This is a genomic window from Microbacterium sp. ProA8 (assembly GCF_039905635.1).
Classification (GTDB): Bacteria; Actinomycetota; Actinomycetes; order Actinomycetales; family Microbacteriaceae; genus Microbacterium; species Microbacterium chionoecetis.
Genome location: NZ_CP157000.1, coordinates 3,351,137 through 3,370,226, shown reverse-complemented (window position 1 = coordinate 3,370,226; position 19,090 = coordinate 3,351,137). Strand labels below are relative to the sequence as shown.

Here is a 19,090-nt window from a genome sequence, read left to right as displayed (position 1 = left end):
TCGTTTCATTGCGTGGTGATCTCGACGGTGACGTTCGGAGGCGGCGTGGTGTGCACCCAGGCGGCCGGATCGGCGGCGAAGAAGGTCACGAGGCCGATCACCGCCGCGAGGAGCGGGAGAGCCCACATCGCGGTGGCGGCCCGCCGGAGCACGCGCACGACGACGGAGGTCTCGGTGGCCCGAGAGGCCCGGCTCAGCGAGATGACGAAGACGACGGCCATCGCGACCCACACCACCGGCGACGGCTCGAGTGTCGCGGTGTAGCAGGTGGCTGCGGCGTCGGCGGCGGTGGCAGTGACGCAGCCACCCTGCGAGCCGCGCGTGAACAGCCCGTAGAGGACTGCCCAGAACAGTCCCCGCTTCGCGAGCGAGATGATCTCGGGCAGGTAGGCGCCGCTGAGATTCGACGCCGGGGTCGAGGTCGCTGTCGCGGGAATCGCTGTGGTCACGTGGGCTCCTCCTGGCACGTGACCTTCACGATAGGGCAGATGCTCGCTCTCGAGGAGCGGACGCGTGCTGCGTGTGCGGCGCCAGCGGCTTCGCCCGGCGCAGGGCGGCGAGGATCGGCCGGCCCACCACGATCAGACCGATGACGGTCGTGACGGCGCGGAGGGTGTCCCAGCTGAGCGTCGAGGTGACGAGCGAGTACAGCAGGAAGCTCGAGAGGTTGACGTCGAGCGGCGCGCCGCCGTCGTACGAGATGCCCGTGCCGGACCCCACGGCGAAGGGCCAGAACCACAGGTTCATGAGCAGGCCGAAGCCGTACGACGCGACGACGCCGTAGAGGCAGAGCATCGCGATCTCGGTGACGCGGGTGAGACGGCGGGGGAGCAACCCCGCCAGGGCGCCGACCCACGCGCACGCGAACATCTGGAACGGCGTCCACGGACCGAACGTGCCGGTGATGACGGTGGACAGGGCGATGGTCGCCATCCCGAGCAGCATTCCGAAGCGGGCGCCGTAGGCTCGGCCGGCCAGGATCAGCAGGATGAAGACGGCCTCGACGCCGCCGACGCCGGTGCCGGCGATGCGCACCGCGGCACCGATCGCGGCGAGCGTGCCCAGCAGCGCGAGCATATGGCTCGACCGCACCGTGCCGTCGAGCGTCGCGATCACGACGAGCGCCGCCAGCGGCGCCAGCGCCAAGGCGGCGATCGGCACGGCGGCATGCGCCTGCTCGGGCACGGCGGTCGCGACGAGGGGCCAGCAGAACGCCGCCAGCGCGAAGAGATTGGCGACGGCAAGGGCGAGCGGCGCCAGCGTGCGCGCAGCGGATCGCGCGCGCGGGGATCGTGGTGGCTGACCGGGATGCCGGATCACGGGTGGTGGGGCGGTCCGCGGCTCCGCGTGACTGGGCTGGCGGACCGCGGGTGGTGGGGCCGTCCGCAACTCCGTGTGATCCCGCGCCGAGGGTGCGTGCGCGCCCGAAGCCGGTGACGTGACTCGGTGTTCAGGCGGAGTGATGGCACGGGACGCGGCAGTGCTCCCAATGGACAGCACGCCGGCCTCCATCGACATCACCCGGTCGGCGAGGGCTGCGGACTCGGGTTCGTGCGAGGCGACGAGCACCGCGGTCCCCGATTCGGCGAGTCCGCGTATCGCCCGCCACACCACACCCCGCGCGCCGGGGTCGAGGCCTCGCGTGGGCTCGTCGACGAGCAGCACGGTGGGTGTGTCCGCGAGCTGGATGGCGATGGCGAGGCAGCGCCGCTCACCCACGGAGAGATCACGCGGATGCGCCGCCATCCGCGCCGCGAACTCGCCGCCCGCGGGGTCGAGGCCGAGGAAGCCGGCGAACCGGGCGGCCGTGGCGTCCGCGCTGGGCACAAGGCGTCGTCCCGCCTGGGTGGGTCCGCCGATGGGGGAGCCCGCCGATTCCGGGCCGACGCCGCGCTCGCCGTGCCGGGCACGGTGAGCCGCCCGCCGGTCGGCGCGGCGGCACTCGGCCACGACACTGTCGACGACGAACAGGTCGTCGGAGGCATCCGGCACCAGCGCCACCCGTCCGGACGACGCGACCCGCATCCTGCGGTCGGGCAGGGCCAGCGCGGCGAGCAGGCTCGACTTGCCGGCGCCGTTGGGCCCGATGAGTGCGACGATCTCACCTGCCTGCAGATCGAGGTCGGCCGCCGACACGGCCACCGTGCCGCGGTGGCTCACCGTGATGCCGCGGGCTCTCAGCACGGGTTCTGCGGACCGCCGGGGCTGCGCCGTCGACGGGCACGGCGCCGCCCCGGTCGGCGGCGCGGTTCGCGCGGCATCTCGGGGTTCGAACTGCCCGGCGGGCGCCCAGGGCGCGAACGACGAGTCCCGAACGCTCGCGCTGTGCTCCGATCCGGACGCGTCCGGTTCCGCGGGCGACCGCCAACCTTCACCGGCCGCTCCCGCGGCCCGCACCACGCCACCGTCGATGCGGAGGACGGTGTCGGCGACCCCCGACAGCGTCGCGATCCGATGCTCGGCGACGATGACGCACATGCCCGCCTCGTGCGCCAGGGCGTCGAGCAGCTCCGCGATCCGCCCACGCGCGTCGGCGTCGAGGTCGGCGAGCGGCTCGTCGACCAGCAGCAGGATCGGATGCTCGACGATCGCGGCGGCGATCGCGACGAGCGTCGCCTCACCGGCCGACAGCCCTCGCGTGGGGCGGTCGAGCAGCGCGGTCACGCCGACCCGCGCCGCCGCCTCGGCCGCTCGGGTGGCGACGATCACCGGTGCGACGCCGCGGAGTTCGAGCGCGAGCCCGATCTCGTCGCGGACGCGCTCGGTCGCGAACGCCTCGCGCGGATGCTGCAGCACGACGCCCACGCGCTGCGCCAGGTCGCGTGGGGGCACCCGGACGCGCTCGTGTCCGACGACCCGCAGCGAGCCGGCGATCCAGCCGCCGTCCGTGTGGGTGTGCAGGCCCGCGATCGCCCGCAGCAGCGTGGACTTCCCCGACCCGGTCGTACCCGACACGAGGGTCAGCGTGCCGGCATCGAGGACGAGTTCCGGCGGGAGACGGATGCCGCGGCCCGCCGTCCCGAACCCGATCTCGACGTCGTGCGCCTCGACCGGTGCGAGGCAGTCGCCGTCGAGCCCGCGTCCGGCGAACCCGCGCAGCTCGAGCGCCGCCGCGACGCCCCCGGCGCGCTCGAGCGTGCGTTCGAGCAGCGGCAGCAGCATCCGTGGTCCGCCGCGCTCGCCCCGGAGTCGCTGCGCGAACCGCACCGCGCGGGCGCCGTCGGCGAGCGAGGGGAGCGTCGCGCCCGCGATGGCGAGGGCGCGGGCGAGGCCCCGGAGCGGGCCACGGCGCGACGCGCGCGCGAACACGCGGTTGAGGTCGACGAGGGCGTTCAGCCCCCCGAACGCCAGGATGCACAGGGCGATGGGGAGGGCGCCGGCTGCGGCATCCCACAATCCATCGACCGTGACGGGACCCAGCAGCACGACGTGCGCGAACGGCGCGGGCAGCCGCACGGCCGGCAGGTCCAGCAGCACCGCGCCGTCGCCGTCGGCGCCGTGGAAGAGGACGCGGTACACGACCCGGGCCACCACGAACCCTGCGGCGAGGATCGCCGCGGCACGCAGAGGACCGGGTCGGAAGGTCATCTCAGGAGGTCGGCGCGGCCGGCTCGCCGTTCAGCGTGTAGAGCAGCGCGAGCGACTCGCCCGGCTCGAGTTCGAGGGTCGAGAGGCCCTCCTCGGCGTAGGCCCACTCACCGCCCGCGGGCTTCACCCAGAGCCCCCAGTACGCGAAGGCGGCAGGCATCGACTCGCAGGTCTCGAAGTACTCCGCGCCGTCCGGGGCTGGAATCGCGACGTCTTCGGCAGGCACGCCGTTCACGCGGCACACGACCTGGTCGCCGTACTCCTCGGTGCCCTCGGTCGACACGTTCACGAGGGTGAGGGCGTCCGCGGCGGCGAGTGTCTCGTCGGTGCCGATGCACCACTCCTTGCTGTCCCCGTCTTCGAGGGTCGACGCGTCCACCACCACCGTGATCCCCGCGTCGTCGGCGCAGGCGCTGTCGAGGATCGCGACGGTCTTGGTCTCCGTCGGCGTGGGGGTCGCGTCCGGGCTGCCGGCGCAGGCGACGAGGGTGAACAGCAGGGCAGCGGATGCCGCGGCAGCGGCGACGGTGCGAAGAGTCGGGGTCACCGATCCAGGGTAGTTGCGGGCGGCCTCGTCCGGTTGCCCGATGACGCTCGCCGACGCGCGGCTCTAGGCTGGCCGGGTGAGCGTTTCGGAACTGTTCGACGAGGACGAGTGGTCGCCGGCACCGGGCCAGGGCGAGAGCGACGGGCAGACGGGCGGCTACACCGACATCACCTCCCACGTCTCGAAGGACGGGCGCATCGCCCGCATCGCCTTCCACCGTCCGGAGGTACGCAACGCCTTCCGCCCGCACACCGTCGACGAGCTGTACCGCGCGCTCGACATCGCGCGCCAGGATCCGCGCATCGGAGTGGTGCTGCTCACCGGCAACGGGCCGAGCGCGAAGGACGGCGGCTGGGCGTTCTGCTCGGGAGGCGACCAGCGCATCCGCGGGCGCGATGGGTACAAGTACTCCGAAGACGAGGCATCCGTTCCGGCCGAGGCGTCCGCTCGAGCCGGTCGCCTCCACATCCTCGAGGTTCAGCGGCTGATCCGCTTCATGCCCAAAGTCGTCATCGCCGTCATCCCGGGCTGGGCGGCGGGCGGCGGGCACTCGCTGCACGTGGTGTGCGACCTGTCGATCGCGTCGGCCGAGCACGGCCGGTTCAAGCAGACCGACGCGGATGTCGGCTCGTTCGACGCAGGCTACGGCTCGGCGTACTTCGCGCGTCAGATCGGGCAGAAGTTCGCCCGCGAGGTGTTCTTCCTCGCCGAGGAGTACTCCGCGCAGCGCGCGTACGAGATGGGCGCCGTCAACCGCGTCGTGCCGCACGCCGACCTCGAGCGGGAGGCCCTCGCCATGGCGCGGACCATCCTCACCAAGTCGCCGACCGCGATCCGCATGCTGAAGTTCGCGTTCAACGCCGTCGACGACGGCATGGTCGGCCAGCAGGTGTTCGCCGGCGAGGCCACCCGCCTGGCCTACGGCACCGACGAGGCCGTCGAGGGCCGCGACGCCTTCCTCGAGAAGCGCGCCCCTGACTGGTCGCCCTACCCCTGGCACTTCTGATGCTGATCGCGATCTGCAGAACTCCACGCATCGCGTTGCACCGCGCCCCGCTCGGCCCCACGTGGGCCCAGGCGACCCCCGATCCGTGGAGTTCTGCAGACCGATGAAGCTCGAACCCGTTGTCGGCGACGATCCGCGCGAGATCCTCCGAGCCTTGCGCGGGGCGCTGCACGGTGCGGGTCCGGCGCTGAGCCTGGGCCTCGTCGAGGGGCTGCCCGCCGAGGTCCGCCCCGGCACCGCGGTGGTCGTGACGACGTCCGGCTCCACGGGCATCCCGAAGAGCGTCGTGCTCAGCCGCGACGCCCTCACCGCGAGCGCACTGGCGACCGCCGACCGCATCGGCGACGGCGCGTGGCTTCTCGCTCTGCCCGCGAGCTATGTCGCGGGGCTGCAGGTGCTCGTGCGCTCGCTCGTCGCCGACCGGGAGCCGGCGATCCTCGCGGGGGCGTTCACGCCGCAGGCCTTCGCGGCCGCGGCGCTGCTGATGGTGTCGACCGACCGCGGCGAACGCGTGCCGACCTACACGTCGCTCGTGCCGGCGCAGCTGTCCAAGCTGCTCGACGCGGCCGAGCACGACAGCGGGGTCCTGGCGGCTCTGCGGTCGTTCGAGACGATCCTGGTCGGCGGCCAGGCGCTGCCGGCGGCGACGCTCGAACGCGCCGAGGCTGCGGGGGCGCGCATCGTCCGCACCTACGGCTCCACCGAGACCAGCGGCGGCTGCGTCTACGACGGCGTGCCGCTCGCGAACGTGCGGCTGCGCATCCAGCACGGCGAGGTGCAGGTGTCGGGACCGACTCTGGCCGAGGGGTACCTCGGCGACCAGGAGCGGACGGATGCCGCCTTCCTCCGCGAGCGCGACGGCACGCGCTGGTACCGCACCGGTGACGCCGGCATCTTCGACGACGGCGTGCTGCGCGTGCGGGGCCGCCTGGACAACGTCATCGTGTCGGGGGGCGTCAACGTCTCGCTCGACCGCGTCGAGCGGATCGTGCGGGGGATCCCCGGACTCGACACCGCCGTCGTCGTCGGGATTCCGGACGAACGCTGGGGCGAGGCATCCGTCGTCGTCGCCTCCCGCGGCGAGGCGCTGCGCCGCAGCGAAGCCGTCCAGCTGCAGGAGGCGCGTGCCGCCGTGCAGGCCGAGATCGGCGCACACGCGCGCCCGTCGCGGCTCGTGCTCGTCGACGAGCTGGCCACGCTGCCTTCGGGCAAGCCGGACCGCGAGGCGATCCGTCGCGCGGTGATCGCCCTGCACTGACCTGCGCACCCCCGGTCGCTGAGCGAGGAGCGAGGTACGAGCGAGACGAAACGCCCGCACCCGGCGCAGACGCGACGTTCGAGGCGTTTCGTCTCGGTCGCAGGCGCTCCCTCGCTCAACGACCGGAGCTCATGGTCTCGGTCGTCGGCACTGCCTCGCTCAGGACCCGGAATCGGGGTACGGCCCGGTCTGCACGACGCAGAACCTGTTGCCCTCGGTGTCTTCGAGCACGACCCAGTCGGCGTCTTCGGGGTAGCCGTCCCAGTCCACCTCGCGAGCGCCGAGCCCGAGTAGTCGCTGGATCTCTGCGGCCTGATCCTCGGCGTACAGGTCGAGGTGGATGCGCGGCGGGTAGTGCTGCGGGTATCCGGTGACCGACAGCGCGAGGCTCGCGCCCGGTGCGGCCCAGTGGGCCTTGCCGGGCGGGTCGAGGATGACCCAGTCGTCGCTGGGCTCGCTGCGGTTCGCATATCCGAGGGCGGCGCGCCAGAAGTCCCCGGCACGGCCGATGTCCTCCACCGTGAGGACGACGGATCCGATGCTCAACATGGCGGCCATGATGGTGGCGGTGTCCGACATCCACAGGGGGGTTGACCGAGTGCGCGCCGTCATGGGTGCGAGCCCTATGATGTGCATTCGTGGCAGCAACCTCCAGCAAGAAGCGTGGCGCCGCGGGCGCGAAGAAGCAGCACCCGCGGGGCAACCCGCAGAAGGCGCGCGTATCGCGCGACCCCGCGCACGTCGCGAAACCCACGGTCGGCGACTGGGTCGGAGCCGCGCGCCTGCGCACCCTGCCGCTAGCGGTGACGCCGATCCTCGTCGGCACCGGCGCCGCGATCCTCGTCACCGACGTCTTCCACTGGGTGATCGCGCTCTTCTGCCTCGTCGTCTCGGTGTCGCTGCAGATCGGCGTCAACTACGCCAACGACTACAGCGACGGCATCCGCGGCACCGATGACTTCCGCGTGGGGCCCGCCCGCCTGACCGCGTCGCGCAAGGTCAAGCCGCGCAGCGTCCTGCTGGTGGCACTGGCCTTCTTCGCGATCGCGGCGCTGGCCGGTCTCGCGATCACGATCCGCACGCAGCAGTGGTGGCTCCTCGCGGTCGGCGCCGTCTGCATCATCGCGGCGTGGTTCTACACCGGCGGCAAGCGCCCGTACGGCTACTACGGGCTCGGCGAGCTCGTCGTCTTCGTGTTCTTCGGCCTCGTCGCGACGCTCGGCACCACGTGGGTGCAGGCGCTCGCGCTGCCGCAGGAGGCCTGGTTCGGGGCCGTCGGCGTCGGACTCCTCGCCTGCGCGGTGCTCCTGGCCAACAACCTCCGCGACATCGACCAGGACCGTGTCGCGGGCAAGAAGACGCTCACCGTGCTCATCGGCCGCACCGCCACACGCTGGCTGTTCACCGTCTTCGTGCTGGCGGCGTTCCTCATCGCGGCGTTCCTCGCCTGGATCGGCTACCCGATCGCCTGGCTGACGCTCCTCGCCCTGCTCGCCGGGCTGCCCGCGATCCTCATCGTGTGGACCTACCGCGACCCGCGCGACCTCGTCGTCGCCCTCGGCCTCACCTCGCTCACGTCGGTCGCCTACGGCGCCTTCCTGATGTGGGCCTTCGTCGGCTGAACCGGATGCCGCGGGCCGCGGCATCCGTCACCCTTCGAGTCGGCGGGAGGCGCGCTGCAGCGCCGACTGCGGTCGTCGTCCGGCCGGGAGTCGCGTCGCTTCAACAGGTCAACCGGCCCTGCACAGGAGGCTGAACCGTTCCACTCTCCTGTGGAACCGCGGTTGACCTGTTGGGGGCAGGGAGCGCCCGCCGTTCCGGATGCGGGCAGCATCGGCTGAGACGGATGCCGTGACCCGCGGCATCCGCTCGCTGCGGACTGCCGGTGCCCGCGCCCATTGCAGTCGCGATATGCCCTGGGGTCGCGTCGCTTCAACAGGTCAACCGGCCTTCCACAGGAGGTTGAACCGTTCCACTCTCCTGTGGAAGCGCGGTTGACCTGTTGGTGGGGGGCAGGGATCGTCGGGGGAGTTCAGGACTTGGGCGTCTCGGGGGTGTCGGGAGTGCCGGGGTCGGCGGCCGCGTCGGCCGCGGCATCCTCCGCCTGCTCGTCCGTAGCCCGGGCGCGCGACCGGTCGCGGCGCTCGGCGAGGCCTGCGGTCGCGTCCTCCAGCGGCTTGCGCAGGAAGAGCACCGAGAGGCTCAGGCCGATGAGCGCGGCGAAGATGGCGGCGAGCCAGTAATACTTCTGCATGATCGGGAACAGCATCAGGATGCCGAACGGCACGAGGAACGCCAGCAGCCGCAGCACCGAGTAGACGATGGCCGAGCGCACTTTCATCCGTCCATCCTACGTTCGCCCCGCCGGCGGGTTCGGCGACGGTTGCGTCACGGACCCACAGCGAAGCGCCCACGGCGGCCCCCGCCCGCCTAGGATGGGAAGATGCCTCGGGTGCTGTTGATTCTGGCCCTGGTGGCGACCGCGTTCTGGGTCTTCACCATCGTCGATTGCGCGGTCCAGCCCCCGAACCGTCACCGCGGAGTGAGCAAGCCCGTGTGGCTCCTCATCGTGGTCCTGCTCCCGGTCCTCGGCGGCATCCTCTGGCTGATCGTGGGGCGCATGCGCGCCTCGACCGTCGCCGCTCGCCGCGCGCCCGACGACGACCCCGAGTTCCTCGGTCGCATCGGCAGCATCAGCGATCAGGACGAGCGCATCCGCCGTCTCGAAGAGGAGCTCGCACACCTCGACGCCGAGAGCGACGACCCTCGGTGGAACCCGCCGGGCGGGCCCGCGGCATCCGATGACCCCACCGCTCCGGGCGGCACCCCGCCGGGAACGGCCGCCGCCGGTGGTGCACCCGCGCCGGGAACCCCGCCGCAGTCGAAGCCGCCGATCCGGCCCGCCGAGGGCGATGACGACGCCCGCGGTCAGCGCGGGGCCATCGGCTGACGTGACGGGCACGCCCCGCGCCGAGGGCGCGCTCGACTCCGCGCCCGCGACCGACGCCGCCGCGGCGCTGCTGTGCCGGCTCGTCGAGCTGGGCGTCCGCCACGTCGTGCTCAGCCCCGGCTCGAGGTCGCAGGCGCTCGCCCTGGTCGCCGCCGAACTCGAGCGGCGCGGCGCGGTCCGGCTGCACGTGCGCATCGACGAGCGCGTCGCCGGCTTCACGGCGCTCGGCATCGGACGCGAGACACGGATGCCGGCGGCCGTGGTCTGCACGTCGGGCACGGCCGTCGCGAACCTGCTGCCGGCCGCCCTCGAGGCGCATCACGCCGGCGTGCCGCTCCTTCTGCTCACCGCCGACCGGCCGCCCGAGCTCCGTGGCGTCGGTGCCAACCAGACCACGCGCCAGCCCGGGATGTTCGCGCCGACGGTGCGGCTCGAGGCCGACCTGCCGGTGCCCGAGATCGTCGACCCCGACGGCACGCACGAGCAGAGTGCGATGCTGCGGGCGCTCGCCGAAGAGGCCCTTGCCGCCGCCCTGGGCGCGGGGACGCGCGCGCCGGGACCCGTGCACCTGAACCTGCCGTACCGCGAGCCGCTGGCGGGAGCGCTGCCCGACTGGATGGGCGTGCCGGCGACCGAGCTCGAGACGACGGCCGACGACGACCCCGACGGGCCGCCGGTGGAGCCGGAGGCCGAGGACGAGGCATCCGGAGCGCTCTACCAGGGCGGTGGCGGGATCGGCGAGGCCGACGTGCCGACCGAGCCCGAGGATGCGCCGCTCGTCCTCGAACGAGGCCCGCGCACCATCGTTCTGGCCGGCGCGGACGCCGGCCCCGACGCGGAGCAGCTCGCGCACGTGGGCGGCTGGCCGCTCATCGCCGAGATCGTGAGCGGGGCGCGCTTCGGGCGCCACCTCGTGCACGGGTACCGCGAACTGCTGCGCGACCCTGAGCTCGGCGGCCGTATCGAGCGCGTAGTCGTGCTCGGACACCCGACCCTCAGCCGCGAGGCCGCGGCGCTGCTGTCCGATCCGGATGTCGAGATCGTCGCCGTGCGCGGGCCCGGCGAGCCGCTCAACCTCAACGGCGTGACGTTCGCCGCCGACCGCATCGCCGTCGCGACCGGCGACCCCGACCGCGCATGGCTGGGGGAGTGGCTGCAGGCGTCGCGCGCGGCATCCGTCGATCTCACTCCGCCCGCTCCCGACGCCGACGGCCTTTCGTCTGCGGTTCCCGAGGAGCGGCTGGGCGCCATCGCCGCCGAGCTCGAGGTCATCCGCGCACCGCTCGATCGCGCGGCGCTGGTCGACGCCGTCTGGCGGGCGACCTGGCCCCACGACCGGCTGGTCTTCGGCTCGTCGCGGCTGGTGCGGGTGGCCGATCAGGTGCTGCCCGGCAAGAAGATCCCGGTGCACGCCAATCGCGGCCTGGCCGGCATCGACGGCACGATCGCCACGGCGACGGGCATCGCACTGGCCAGCCAGTCCGCCGGCGGCCCCGGCGTCACGCGCGTGCTGCTCGGCGACCTGGCCGTGCTGCACGACGTCGGCGCGCTGCTTCTGCCGCCGCTCGAGGAGGAGCCCCGCCTGCAGCTGGTGGTCGGCAACGACGGCGGCGGCACGATCTTCGACGGGCTCGAGGTGGCCGCGGTGGCAGGCTCCGACGTCATGGACCGCGTGCTCTACACGCCGCACGCGGTGCACCTCGAGCAGCTCGCGCTCGCCTACGGCTGGGAGTACCGCCGCGTCACGACGCGGTCGGCGCTGGACCAGGCGCTCACCTCGCCGGTCGAGGGACGCCAGCTCATCGAGGTTCCGCTCGGGCGCTGAGCCCGCCTCGGTCCGCGCAACTGCGCCACGCGCATTCGGCGCGGCGCCGCCCTCAATCCTGGTCGCCGTCCGCTGCCGCAGGCCATGATGGCTCCATGATCGCCTCGAGTCAGAAGCACTGGATCGGCGACGTCGCCGATCTCCTCCGGGTCGGCGAGGGCTTCGTCCTCGCCGACGTCGACACCCGCTCGACGCCGGGCTACGCGAAAGACAAGATTCACGCCGCCGAAGACCTGAAGACCGGGGCCGACGAGCTGGACGAATACCAGGAGCGGCTGTTCGCGCGCAGTCGCGTGGATGCGACGGATGCCGCGGTGCTGCTCGTGCTGCAGGCCATGGACTCCGCGGGCAAGGGCGGGATCATCCGGCACGTCGTCGGCTCGGTCGATCCGCAGGGCGTCGTGCTCTCGGCGTTCAAGAAGCCGACCCCCGAGGAGCTCGAGCACGACTTCCTCTGGCGCGTCGAGCAGCGCGTCCCGGTGTCGGGCCTCATCGGCGTCTTCGACCGCTCGCACTACGAGGACGTGCTGATCGGCCGGGTGCGCGAGCTCGCGCCGGCCGACGAGATCGAGCGCCGCTACGGTGCGATCAACGAGTTCGAGAAGCGCCTCACCGACACCGGGACGCGGGTCGTGAAGGTGATGCTGCACATCTCTCCCGAAGAGCAGAAGTCGCGGCTCATGGAGCGGCTCGACCGGCCCGACAAGCACTGGAAGTACAACCCGGGCGACGTCGACGAGCGCGAGCTGTGGCCGTCGTACATGGCGGCGTACCAGACCGTCTTCGACCGCACCTCGACCGATCACGCGCCGTGGCACGTGGTGCCCGCGGACCGCAAGTGGTACGCACGCCTCGCGGTGCAGCACCTGCTGCTCGAGGCGCTCGAAGAGATCGACCCGCACTGGCCGCCGGCGACCTTCGACGTCGAGGCCGAGAAGAAGCGGCTCGCCGCGAGCTGAGGGCTCGCCTCGCGAGCCGAGGGCGCGCCTGGCGAGCACCACTCGCATCAGGTTGCGATCGACCTGATCAAGTAGTCGACGGTCATAGGTACTTGATGTGATACAGTACTTGACATGACAAAAGACGACGCGTTCGCGGCCGACCTGCTGCGCGGTCATACCGACACGATCGTGCTCGGTGTGCTCCGCCGCGACGACGCGTACGGCTTCGAGATCTACAAGGCGATCCGCGATGCGACCGGCGGCGCCCACGAGATCAAAGAGGCGACGCTGTACGCCACCTACCGCCGCCTCGAGAAGGACGGACTCGTCGAGTCCTACTGGGGCGACGAATCCCAGGGCGGCCGTCGCAAGTACTACCGCATCACCGACGCCGGCCGTGCGGTCTTCCGCAGCAACGTCGCGGCCTGGACCGCGACCCGGCGCATCATCGACTCACTGCTCGACGTGAAGGAGAGCCAGCAATGAACACCGACATCCACCGTCTCCTCGACGAAGCCTTCCAGGGTGTCGAGATGACACCCGACGCTCAGGATCTGAAGGAGGAGGTCCGCGCCAACCTCGTCGCCCGGACCACCGAGCTCGAGGCGGCAGGGGCCGCACCTGCCGACGCCGCCCGCGAGGCGATCACGGAGCTCGGCGACGTTCGCGCGCTGCTCGAGGACACGACGGATGCCTCGCCCCGTACGCGCGCGACCGACTACGCGTCGCAGCAGCTGCGGCACCGCGTGCGCCCGAAGCCCGCCTTCGTCGCACGGGTCGTCACATGGTCCGCCGTGGCCGTGGCCACCATTGCGCTCGGGGTCGTGGGTGCCGTCGGAGTGCTGCCGATCCCGGTCGGTGCCTTGATCGGAATCTTCGGCCTCGCCTCGACGGCGCTGGCGCTGATCGTCGGGGACTCGCTCTCGCAGGAGACGACGACGAGCCACCCGATGCCCCAGAACCGCGCGGCCTCCTACGCTCTGGCCACCTTCCTCGGGGCGTACGGGCTCGGGTTCGCCGGGCTCGTGGTGGCGGGCGCGCTGCCTGTGTGGGGTGTCGTGTTCGCCGCTCTCGGAGTGATCGCGTCGATCGTGCTGTTCGCGTTCCTCGGTGCGACCCAGACGAATCGTCACAAGGCATGGACCCGCGAGGCGCTGCGCAACGAGCCGCCCAACCGGTTCGAGCGCGAGCCCGAGACCGCGGCCCGCTTCGGCGTCTACACCGCCGTCATCTGGCTCGTCACGTTCGCGGTGATCGCCGTGCTCGTCTTCACGGTCGGCTGGTGGTGGGCGCCGGTCGCCTTCGTCGCCGGCTTCGCCGGCATGATGCTCCTGCTCGCGCGCATGCTCTTCACCCCCGACAGGACCTCCGGCCGTTGAGCGGGCGAAGCGAGACGAAACGACCCTGACCCCGCGCCGGGCTCGAGCGTTTCGGCTCGCTGGATGCTCGCACCCACGGGTTCGCGACAGGCCGGCCCGAGGTGACAGAGTGAACAGCGTGACTTCGATCCAGACCCAGGCAGCCACCGACTATCGCGACTCCGGCCTCGTCTTCCCTCCCGGTTTCACGTTCGGGTCGGCGACGGCCTCGTACCAGGTGGAGGGCGCGTTCGACGAGGACGGCCGCGGCCCGTCGATCTGGGACACGTTCTCGAAGACACCCGGCAAGGTGTGGAACGGCGACACGGGCGACGTCGCCTGCGACCACTACCACCGCTGGCAGAGCGATCTCGACCTCATGGCCGAGCTCGGCCTGGGCGCCTATCGCTTCTCCATCGCGTGGCCGCGCATCCAGCCGACGGGCACCGGTGCCGTGAACCGGGCCGGCATCGACTTCTACTCGCGGCTCGTCGACGGACTGCTCGAGCGCGGCATCCGTCCCGTCGCGACGCTCTACCACTGGGACCTGCCGCAGCGGCTCGAGGATGCCGGCGGGTGGGCGTCGCGCGCGGCGGCCGACGCCTTCGAGCGCTACGCCGAGATCATGGGGACGGCGCTCGGCGATCGCGTGCACACCTGGACGACGCTCAACGAGCCCTGGTGCTCGGCGTACCTCGGCTACGGCCAGGGCGGGCACGCGCCGGGGCGCCACGAGCCCGCTGCGGCGCTCGCCGCGGTGCACCACCTGAACCTCGCGCACGGCCGTGCCGTGCAGGCGCTCCGGGCGACCTCGGCCGGCGACCCGCAGTACTCGGTCACCCTCAACTTCCACGTGCTGCGCGGCCAGGGCGACGGCGCGGCCGAGGCGATGCGGCGGATCGACGCGCTGGCCAACCGGGCGTTCACCCACCCGATGCTGCGGGGCGAGTACCCGGCGGATCTGGTGGAGGACACGGCATCCGTCACCGACTGGTCGTTCGTGCAGGAGGGCGACCTCGCGGCCATCCACCAGCCGATCGACGTGCTCGGCGTCAACTACTACTCGACGGCGACCGTGCGACTGTGGGACGGCGTCTCGGCGAAGCAGATGAACGACGGCCACAAGGGCGCTGCGGGCGGCACGGCCTGGCCGGGCAGCGACCAGGCCGTGGAGTTCGTCGAGCAGCCCGGCCCGTACACCGCCATGGGCTGGAACATCGCACCCGAGGGGCTCGAGGAGCTGCTGGTGTCGCTGTCGGAGCAGTTCCCGGATCAGCCGCTCATGGTGACCGAGAACGGCGCCGCGTTCGACGACGAGGTCGCCGAGGACGGCTCGGTGCCGGACCCGCAGCGGCTGGACTACCTGCGGCGCCACTTCACGGCTGCCCACCGGGCGATGCGGCGCGGTGTCGACCTGCGGGGCTACTTCGTGTGGTCGCTGCTCGACAACTTCGAGTGGGGCTACGGGTACGCCAAGCGCTTCGGCATCGTGCGCGTCGACTTCGACACGCTCGAGCGCACCGTCAAGGACAGCGGGCTCTGGTACGGGCAGCTGGCGCGGAGCGGCACCATTCCCGCGTGAGATCGGCAGCGGAGCGCCCGACCGCGCACCCGTGAGCGGGCGCTCAGGCGAGCGCGTCGACGATCGGCCGGAACTTCACCCGTGTCTCGAGCAGCTCCGTCTCGGGGTTGCTCTGGGCGACGATCCCGGCGCCGGCGTGGGCGACGACGGGAATGGTGTCGCTGGAGGTGGTGCGGCTCCGCGCCGGCTCGGCGCCGATCTGGGCGCACCGCAGCGCGATCGCCCACTCGCCGTTGCCGTCGCCGTCCACCCAGCCGACCGGGCCGGCGTACCGCCGACGGTCGAACGGCTCGAGCGTGCGGATCAGGTCGAGCGCGGCCTTCCGCGGGGTGCCCGCCACCGCCGCGGTCGGGTGCAGGGCCGCCACGAGATCGAGCGCCGATGCGTGGTCGGCGAGGTCTCCGGCGACATCCGTCGCGAGGTGCCACAGGTTGGGCAGCTTCAGCGTGAACGGCTCGGGGTCCGCGCGCAGGTGACGGACGTGAGGGCGGAGCGTCTCGAGCACGCTCTGCACGGCGTAGCGGTGCTCGTCGAGGTCCTTCCCGCTGTGCGCGAGGGAGGTGGATGCCGCGGTGTCGTCGTGTGCGTCGGTGCCGCGCGGGATCGTGCCGGCGAGCACGCGCGCCGTGACCACGCCGCGCGAGGCCGTCACCAGCGTCTCGGGGCTCGCGCCGATGAGCCCGTCGACGGCGAAGGTCCAGGTGTCTGGGTAGTCGTCGGCGAGGGCGCGGACGAGCCGACGCAGGTCGGCGCCCGCGGGGATCGTGCCGACGAGGTCGCGGGCGAGCACGACCTTCTCGAGCTCGCCGCGCACGATCGCGTCGACGGCCTGTCGCACCGCTGCCTGGTAGCCGGCGGGGTTCAGGGTGCCGGGGCCGAGCGTCGCCGACCAGTACGGGCCGTACGGCGACGGCTCCACGGGAGGATCCTGCGGTGCGTCGGACGCGGGGCGGATCCGCGTCACCCACGACCGTCCATGATGACGGCCGACCACGGCCTGCGGGACGATGAGACGGCTGGCCGCCGACGACCGCTCGTCGAAGACGAGCGTGCCGAACGCGACCAGGCCGGTGCCGGGAAGACCGAGCGGATCGTCGATCTCCGCCGATGCGGCGATCTGCCGCCAGGCGTCGGCCGCGCTGGACAGATCCGCCGGGTCGGGGCCGGTCGCCCCGTGCGGCCCGCGCTCATAGCCGCCGACGACGCCGATGCCGACGATGCCGTCGCCTCTGCGCAGCCACGCGAGCGGCTCGTCGGCAGAGGCATACGTCAGCAGGTCGTCGACGTGCTCGATCTCGCGAGTCTCGACCACCAGCTGGGGCGGGCGGAGCGCAGATGTCACGCCTCCAGCCTAGACTCGCGAGGTGACCGCCGACGCCGACGACCAGCCTCATCCGCAACGTCCCGACCGACCCGCCGTCGGGACGGCGCTGCAGTTCCGCTGGCGCAAATGGGACGGCGGCGCCCACTGGGTCAACGACGAGATCTACCTCGGCAGTGATCGCTGGGGCGACTGGCTCGGGCAGCCCGCCGGCTGGAACAACGCTCGACCGGCCCGCGCGTTCGCCGCGGAGCACGACAGCGTCACCCTGATCCCGCCGAGCGGCGACTTCGCGTACACGCACAACGCCGCCCCGCACCCGACGCGCGTGTACATCGACATCGCCTGGGATGTGCGCTGGGATGCGGGCCTTCCGACCGGGATCGACATGGACCTCGACGTCGTCCGGCGTGAGCCGGCCGCACCGTACCTCGACCGCGACGGTGTGCTGCGCAGCCCCGGCGACGTCTACATCGAGGACCGCGACGAGTGGGACGAGCACCGCGTCGCCTACGGCTACCCGCTCGACCTGGTGGAGAGGCTCGAGTCCGTCGCGGTCGACCTGGAAGGGCGCGTGCGCGACGGCCTCCCTCCGTTCGACGACGAGACCGCTCAGCGCTGGCTCGCCCGCCTGGCCGCGCTGCCGCCGGTGCCGCAGCCCGCTCCCGCGGACTTCACCGACGCCGACGAACCCGCCGCCCCTGCACCTGCCGGCCCCGACCCCGCCCGCCCCGGCAGCGCGGCCTAGACTCGAAGCCGTGGCATCCCACCCCTCCGACCATGAGCCGAACCGCGCCGACCTGCACAAGGATCCGTCGCGTGTGAGCGGCATGTTCGATCAGGTCGCGGCCGGCTACGACCGCACCAACACCGTGCTGAGCATGGGCAACGACCGGTTCTGGCGCGCCGCGACCACTCGCGCCGTCCACCCGCGGCGCGGGCAGCGCATCCTGGACCTCGCCGCCGGCACCGGCGCGTCGAGCGTCGCGCTCGCCGGAAGCGGGGCCGAGGTGGTCGCCGCCGACTTCTCACCCGGCATGATCGCCGAGGGGGAGCGCCGCCACGGTTCGAAGGCGCCGGGCGGCGGCATCCGCAATCTGTCGTTCGTGCAGGCCGATGCGACCGCGCTGCCGTTCGACGACGACGAGTTCGACACCGTCACGATGTCGTTCGGCCTCCGCAACGTCAACGAGCCGAAGAAGGCGCTGCGCGAGCTGCTGCGCGTGACCAAGCCGGGCGGGCGGCTCGTGATCTGCGAGTTCTCGCAGCCGCCGTCCAAGACGTTCAACGGGCTGTACCGCTTCTACAACGACCGCGTGCTGCCGGTGGTCGCGAAGACGGTGAGTTCCAACGCCGAGGCGTACGACTACCTCAATGAGTCGATCCGCGACTGGCCCGACCAGCGAACGCTGGCCGCCTGGATCCGCGAGGCGGGCTGGACCGACGTCGCCCACCGCAATCTCTCGATGGGCATCGTCGCCCTGCACCGTGCGACGAAGCCCGTGAAGCCCGCGGCAGGGACGACGAAACCCCCGGTCTCCCGCTGATCGGCGCCCGGGGGACCGGGACGAAACGAGCCCCCGGTAGGCTGGGCGTGTGACACCGACAGCGCCGGGCTCCCATATCGCGGGCAAGCTGGGCCTGACCGACCGCATCTTCGCCGGAGCGCGATCGCGCACTCTGCTCAAGACCGTCGAGGCAGGCCTGAAGCGCGTCGACAGCGCGCTCGAGCGCGAGCTGCGGGTGGCAGACACCCTCGCCGACGCCACCAGCCGCTACCTGTACGACGCGGGCGGCAAGCGCGTTCGTCCGATGCTCGCGCTGCTGACCGCCCAGCTCGGCGACGGTGCGACCGACGAAGTCATCCATGCCGCCACGGCTCTTGAGATGACCCACCTCGGCTCGCTGTATCACGACGACGTGATGGATGCCGCCGACAAGCGTCGTGGGGTGCCCAGCGCCCACGCGGTGTGGGGCAACAACGTCGCGATCCTCACCGGCGATCTGCTGTTCTCCCGCGCGAGCCAGATCATGGCGCGCCACGGCGACCGTGCGATCCGGCTGCAGGCCGACACGTTCGAGCGTCTCGTGCTCGGGCAGATGCACGAGACCGTCGGTCCGTCCGAGACCGACGACCGCGTCGAGTTCTACCTGCAGGTGCTCTCCGACAAGACCGGTTCGCTGATCGCCGCCGCGGCGCAGTCGGGCGTGATCTTCTCGAACGGGCCCGAAGAGTTCGAGGCCCCGATGATGACCTTCGGCGAGAAGGCCGGGGTCGCGTTCCAGCTGCTCGACGACGTGATCGACCTGTCCGCCGACCCCGACGAGACCGGCAAGGTGCCCGGAACCGATCTGCGCGCCGGCGTGCCGACGATGCCGTACCTCGTGCTCGGAGAGCGCAAGGATGCGGCCTCCGTCGAACTGCGCGCCCGCATCGACGACGGCGTCGCCCGCATCGCCGACGGCGCGGATCCCTCGATCCTCGACGAGCCGCTCGCCCAGCTGCGCGATCACGAGGCGACCGCGGCCACCCTCGATCTCGCCCACGCCTGGTCGAGCCAGGCGATCGAGGCGCTCGACCCCCTCCCCGACGGCGCCGTGCGCGAAGCCCTCACCCGATTCGCTCAGGCTGTCGCCGACCGCTCCAGTTAGACGTTCCCGGTCCCTGAGCCTGTCGAAGGCCTCGGCTTCGAGCCCTTCGACAAGCTCAGGGA

At 72.1% G+C, this 19,090-nt stretch carries 18 protein-coding genes; 12 read left to right on the top strand and 6 right to left on the bottom strand.

Annotation, left to right across the window (positions count from 1 at the left end; translation table 11 throughout):
• Nucleotides 1-5: 5 nt before the first annotated feature.
• Genes ABG085_RS15245 through ABG085_RS15235 form a run of 3 tightly spaced genes read right to left on the bottom strand, consistent with a single transcriptional unit; the run spans nucleotide 6 to nucleotide 4,135 of the window.
• Nucleotides 6-449 carry a hypothetical protein gene (locus ABG085_RS15245; RefSeq protein ID WP_347976577.1) on the bottom strand — a complete coding sequence of 148 codons (444 nt, stop codon included), beginning with the start codon at nucleotides 447-449 and terminating at the stop codon, nucleotides 6-8.
• A 25-nt stretch (nucleotides 450-474) separates the two neighbouring features.
• Nucleotides 475-3,588 carry an ATP-binding cassette domain-containing protein gene (locus ABG085_RS15240; RefSeq protein ID WP_347976575.1) on the bottom strand — a complete coding sequence of 1,038 codons (3,114 nt, stop codon included), beginning with the start codon at nucleotides 3,586-3,588 and terminating at the stop codon, nucleotides 475-477.
• 1 nt (nucleotide 3,589) lies between these two features.
• The gene (locus ABG085_RS15235) at nucleotides 3,590-4,135 is read right to left on the bottom strand and encodes a hypothetical protein (RefSeq protein ID WP_347976574.1); all 546 of its coding nucleotides are present in this window, start codon (nucleotides 4,133-4,135) and stop codon (nucleotides 3,590-3,592) included.
• A gap of 76 nt (nucleotides 4,136-4,211) precedes the next feature.
• Here ABG085_RS15235 and ABG085_RS15230 point away from each other — a divergent pair, with 76 nt between their 5' ends.
• A complete protein-coding gene (locus ABG085_RS15230) occupies nucleotides 4,212-5,141 on the top strand; it encodes a 1,4-dihydroxy-2-naphthoyl-CoA synthase (protein WP_347976573.1) in 930 nt (309 codons plus the stop codon).
• Nucleotides 5,142-5,244: 103 nt separating this feature from the next.
• The gene (locus ABG085_RS15225) at nucleotides 5,245-6,399 is read left to right on the top strand and encodes an AMP-binding protein (RefSeq protein ID WP_347976572.1); all 1,155 of its coding nucleotides are present in this window, start codon (nucleotides 5,245-5,247) and stop codon (nucleotides 6,397-6,399) included.
• 159 nt (nucleotides 6,400-6,558) lie between these two features.
• Here the strand turns inward: ABG085_RS15225 and ABG085_RS15220 are convergent, their stop codons facing one another.
• Complete coding sequence (locus ABG085_RS15220; RefSeq protein ID WP_347979216.1) at nucleotides 6,559-6,948, bottom strand: VOC family protein; 390 nt, start codon at nucleotides 6,946-6,948, stop codon at nucleotides 6,559-6,561.
• A gap of 89 nt (nucleotides 6,949-7,037) precedes the next feature.
• On the opposite strand from ABG085_RS15220, the gene ABG085_RS15215 reads away from it, so the two are divergent.
• Nucleotides 7,038-8,021, top strand: a complete 984-nt coding sequence (locus tag ABG085_RS15215; RefSeq protein ID WP_347976571.1) for a 1,4-dihydroxy-2-naphthoate polyprenyltransferase — start codon at nucleotides 7,038-7,040, stop codon at nucleotides 8,019-8,021.
• A 410-nt stretch (nucleotides 8,022-8,431) separates the two neighbouring features.
• Here ABG085_RS15215 and ABG085_RS15210 read toward each other — a convergent pair whose 3' ends face one another.
• Nucleotides 8,432-8,740 (bottom strand): DUF4229 domain-containing protein, encoded by a 309-nt coding sequence (locus tag ABG085_RS15210; RefSeq protein ID WP_347976569.1) that lies wholly within the window; start codon nucleotides 8,738-8,740, stop codon nucleotides 8,432-8,434.
• Nucleotides 8,741-8,842: 102 nt separating this feature from the next.
• On the opposite strand from ABG085_RS15210, the gene ABG085_RS15205 reads away from it, so the two are divergent.
• The 6 genes from ABG085_RS15205 (at nucleotide 8,843) to ABG085_RS15180 (ending at nucleotide 15,055) form a co-directional block, all read left to right on the top strand.
• On the top strand, nucleotides 8,843-9,349 hold the full coding sequence (locus tag ABG085_RS15205) for a PLDc N-terminal domain-containing protein (RefSeq protein WP_347976567.1): 507 nt from the start codon (nucleotides 8,843-8,845) through the stop codon (nucleotides 9,347-9,349).
• A 1-nt stretch (nucleotide 9,350) separates the two neighbouring features.
• Nucleotides 9,351-11,174 (top strand): 2-succinyl-5-enolpyruvyl-6-hydroxy-3-cyclohexene-1-carboxylic-acid synthase, encoded by a 1,824-nt coding sequence (gene menD, locus ABG085_RS15200; protein ID WP_347976566.1) that lies wholly within the window; start codon nucleotides 9,351-9,353, stop codon nucleotides 11,172-11,174.
• A gap of 95 nt (nucleotides 11,175-11,269) precedes the next feature.
• A complete protein-coding gene (locus ABG085_RS15195) occupies nucleotides 11,270-12,133 on the top strand; it encodes a polyphosphate kinase 2 family protein (protein WP_347976565.1) in 864 nt (287 codons plus the stop codon).
• Between the two features lie 114 nt (nucleotides 12,134-12,247).
• Nucleotides 12,248-12,601 carry a PadR family transcriptional regulator gene (locus tag ABG085_RS15190; RefSeq protein ID WP_347976563.1) on the top strand — a complete coding sequence of 118 codons (354 nt, stop codon included), beginning with the start codon at nucleotides 12,248-12,250 and terminating at the stop codon, nucleotides 12,599-12,601.
• Nucleotides 12,598-13,494, top strand: coding sequence for a permease prefix domain 1-containing protein (locus ABG085_RS15185; RefSeq protein WP_347976562.1), 897 nt, complete (start codon nucleotides 12,598-12,600; stop codon nucleotides 13,492-13,494). Before ABG085_RS15190 ends, ABG085_RS15185 begins: the two co-directional genes overlap by 4 nt.
• Nucleotides 13,495-13,612: 118 nt before the next feature.
• Nucleotides 13,613-15,055: a family 1 glycosylhydrolase gene (locus ABG085_RS15180; protein ID WP_347976561.1), complete on the top strand. Its 1,443-nt coding sequence runs from the start codon at nucleotides 13,613-13,615 to the stop codon at nucleotides 15,053-15,055.
• 43 nt (nucleotides 15,056-15,098) lie between these two features.
• Here ABG085_RS15180 and ABG085_RS15175 read toward each other — a convergent pair whose 3' ends face one another.
• Nucleotides 15,099-16,397 (bottom strand): chorismate-binding protein, encoded by a 1,299-nt coding sequence (locus ABG085_RS15175; RefSeq protein ID WP_347976559.1) that lies wholly within the window; start codon nucleotides 16,395-16,397, stop codon nucleotides 15,099-15,101.
• A gap of 22 nt (nucleotides 16,398-16,419) precedes the next feature.
• On the opposite strand from ABG085_RS15175, the gene ABG085_RS15170 reads away from it, so the two are divergent.
• The 3 genes from ABG085_RS15170 to ABG085_RS15160 are packed head-to-tail and all read left to right on the top strand — an operon-like array spanning nucleotide 16,420 to nucleotide 19,028.
• The gene (locus tag ABG085_RS15170) at nucleotides 16,420-17,124 is read left to right on the top strand and encodes a DUF402 domain-containing protein (protein ID WP_347976558.1); all 705 of its coding nucleotides are present in this window, start codon (nucleotides 16,420-16,422) and stop codon (nucleotides 17,122-17,124) included.
• Between the two features lie 10 nt (nucleotides 17,125-17,134).
• The gene (gene ubiE, locus ABG085_RS15165; protein WP_347976556.1) at nucleotides 17,135-17,923 is read left to right on the top strand and encodes a bifunctional demethylmenaquinone methyltransferase/2-methoxy-6-polyprenyl-1,4-benzoquinol methylase UbiE; all 789 of its coding nucleotides are present in this window, start codon (nucleotides 17,135-17,137) and stop codon (nucleotides 17,921-17,923) included.
• Nucleotides 17,924-17,972: 49 nt separating this feature from the next.
• Nucleotides 17,973-19,028 carry a polyprenyl synthetase family protein gene (locus ABG085_RS15160; RefSeq protein ID WP_347976555.1) on the top strand — a complete coding sequence of 352 codons (1,056 nt, stop codon included), beginning with the start codon at nucleotides 17,973-17,975 and terminating at the stop codon, nucleotides 19,026-19,028.
• Nucleotides 19,029-19,090: the final 62 nt, after the last annotated feature.

Bases quoted from the DNA above. Each gene is read 5' to 3' on its own strand.
- ABG085_RS15240 (WP_347976575.1), bottom strand. From the start codon at position 3,588: ATGACCTTCCGACCCGGTCCTCTGCGTGCCGCGGCGATCCTCGCCGCA.
- ABG085_RS15225 (WP_347976572.1), top strand. From the start codon at position 5,245: ATGAAGCTCGAACCCGTTGTCGGCGACGATCCGCGCGAGATCCTCCGA.
- ABG085_RS15220 (WP_347979216.1), bottom strand. From the start codon at position 6,948: ATGTTGAGCATCGGATCCGTCGTCCTCACGGTGGAGGACATCGGCCGT.
- ABG085_RS15210 (WP_347976569.1), bottom strand. From the start codon at position 8,740: ATGAAAGTGCGCTCGGCCATCGTCTACTCGGTGCTGCGGCTGCTGGCG.
- ABG085_RS15205 (WP_347976567.1), top strand. From the start codon at position 8,843: ATGCCTCGGGTGCTGTTGATTCTGGCCCTGGTGGCGACCGCGTTCTGG.
- ABG085_RS15195 (WP_347976565.1), top strand. From the start codon at position 11,270: ATGATCGCCTCGAGTCAGAAGCACTGGATCGGCGACGTCGCCGATCTC.
- ABG085_RS15190 (WP_347976563.1), top strand. From the start codon at position 12,248: ATGACAAAAGACGACGCGTTCGCGGCCGACCTGCTGCGCGGTCATACC.
- ABG085_RS15185 (WP_347976562.1), top strand. From the start codon at position 12,598: ATGAACACCGACATCCACCGTCTCCTCGACGAAGCCTTCCAGGGTGTC.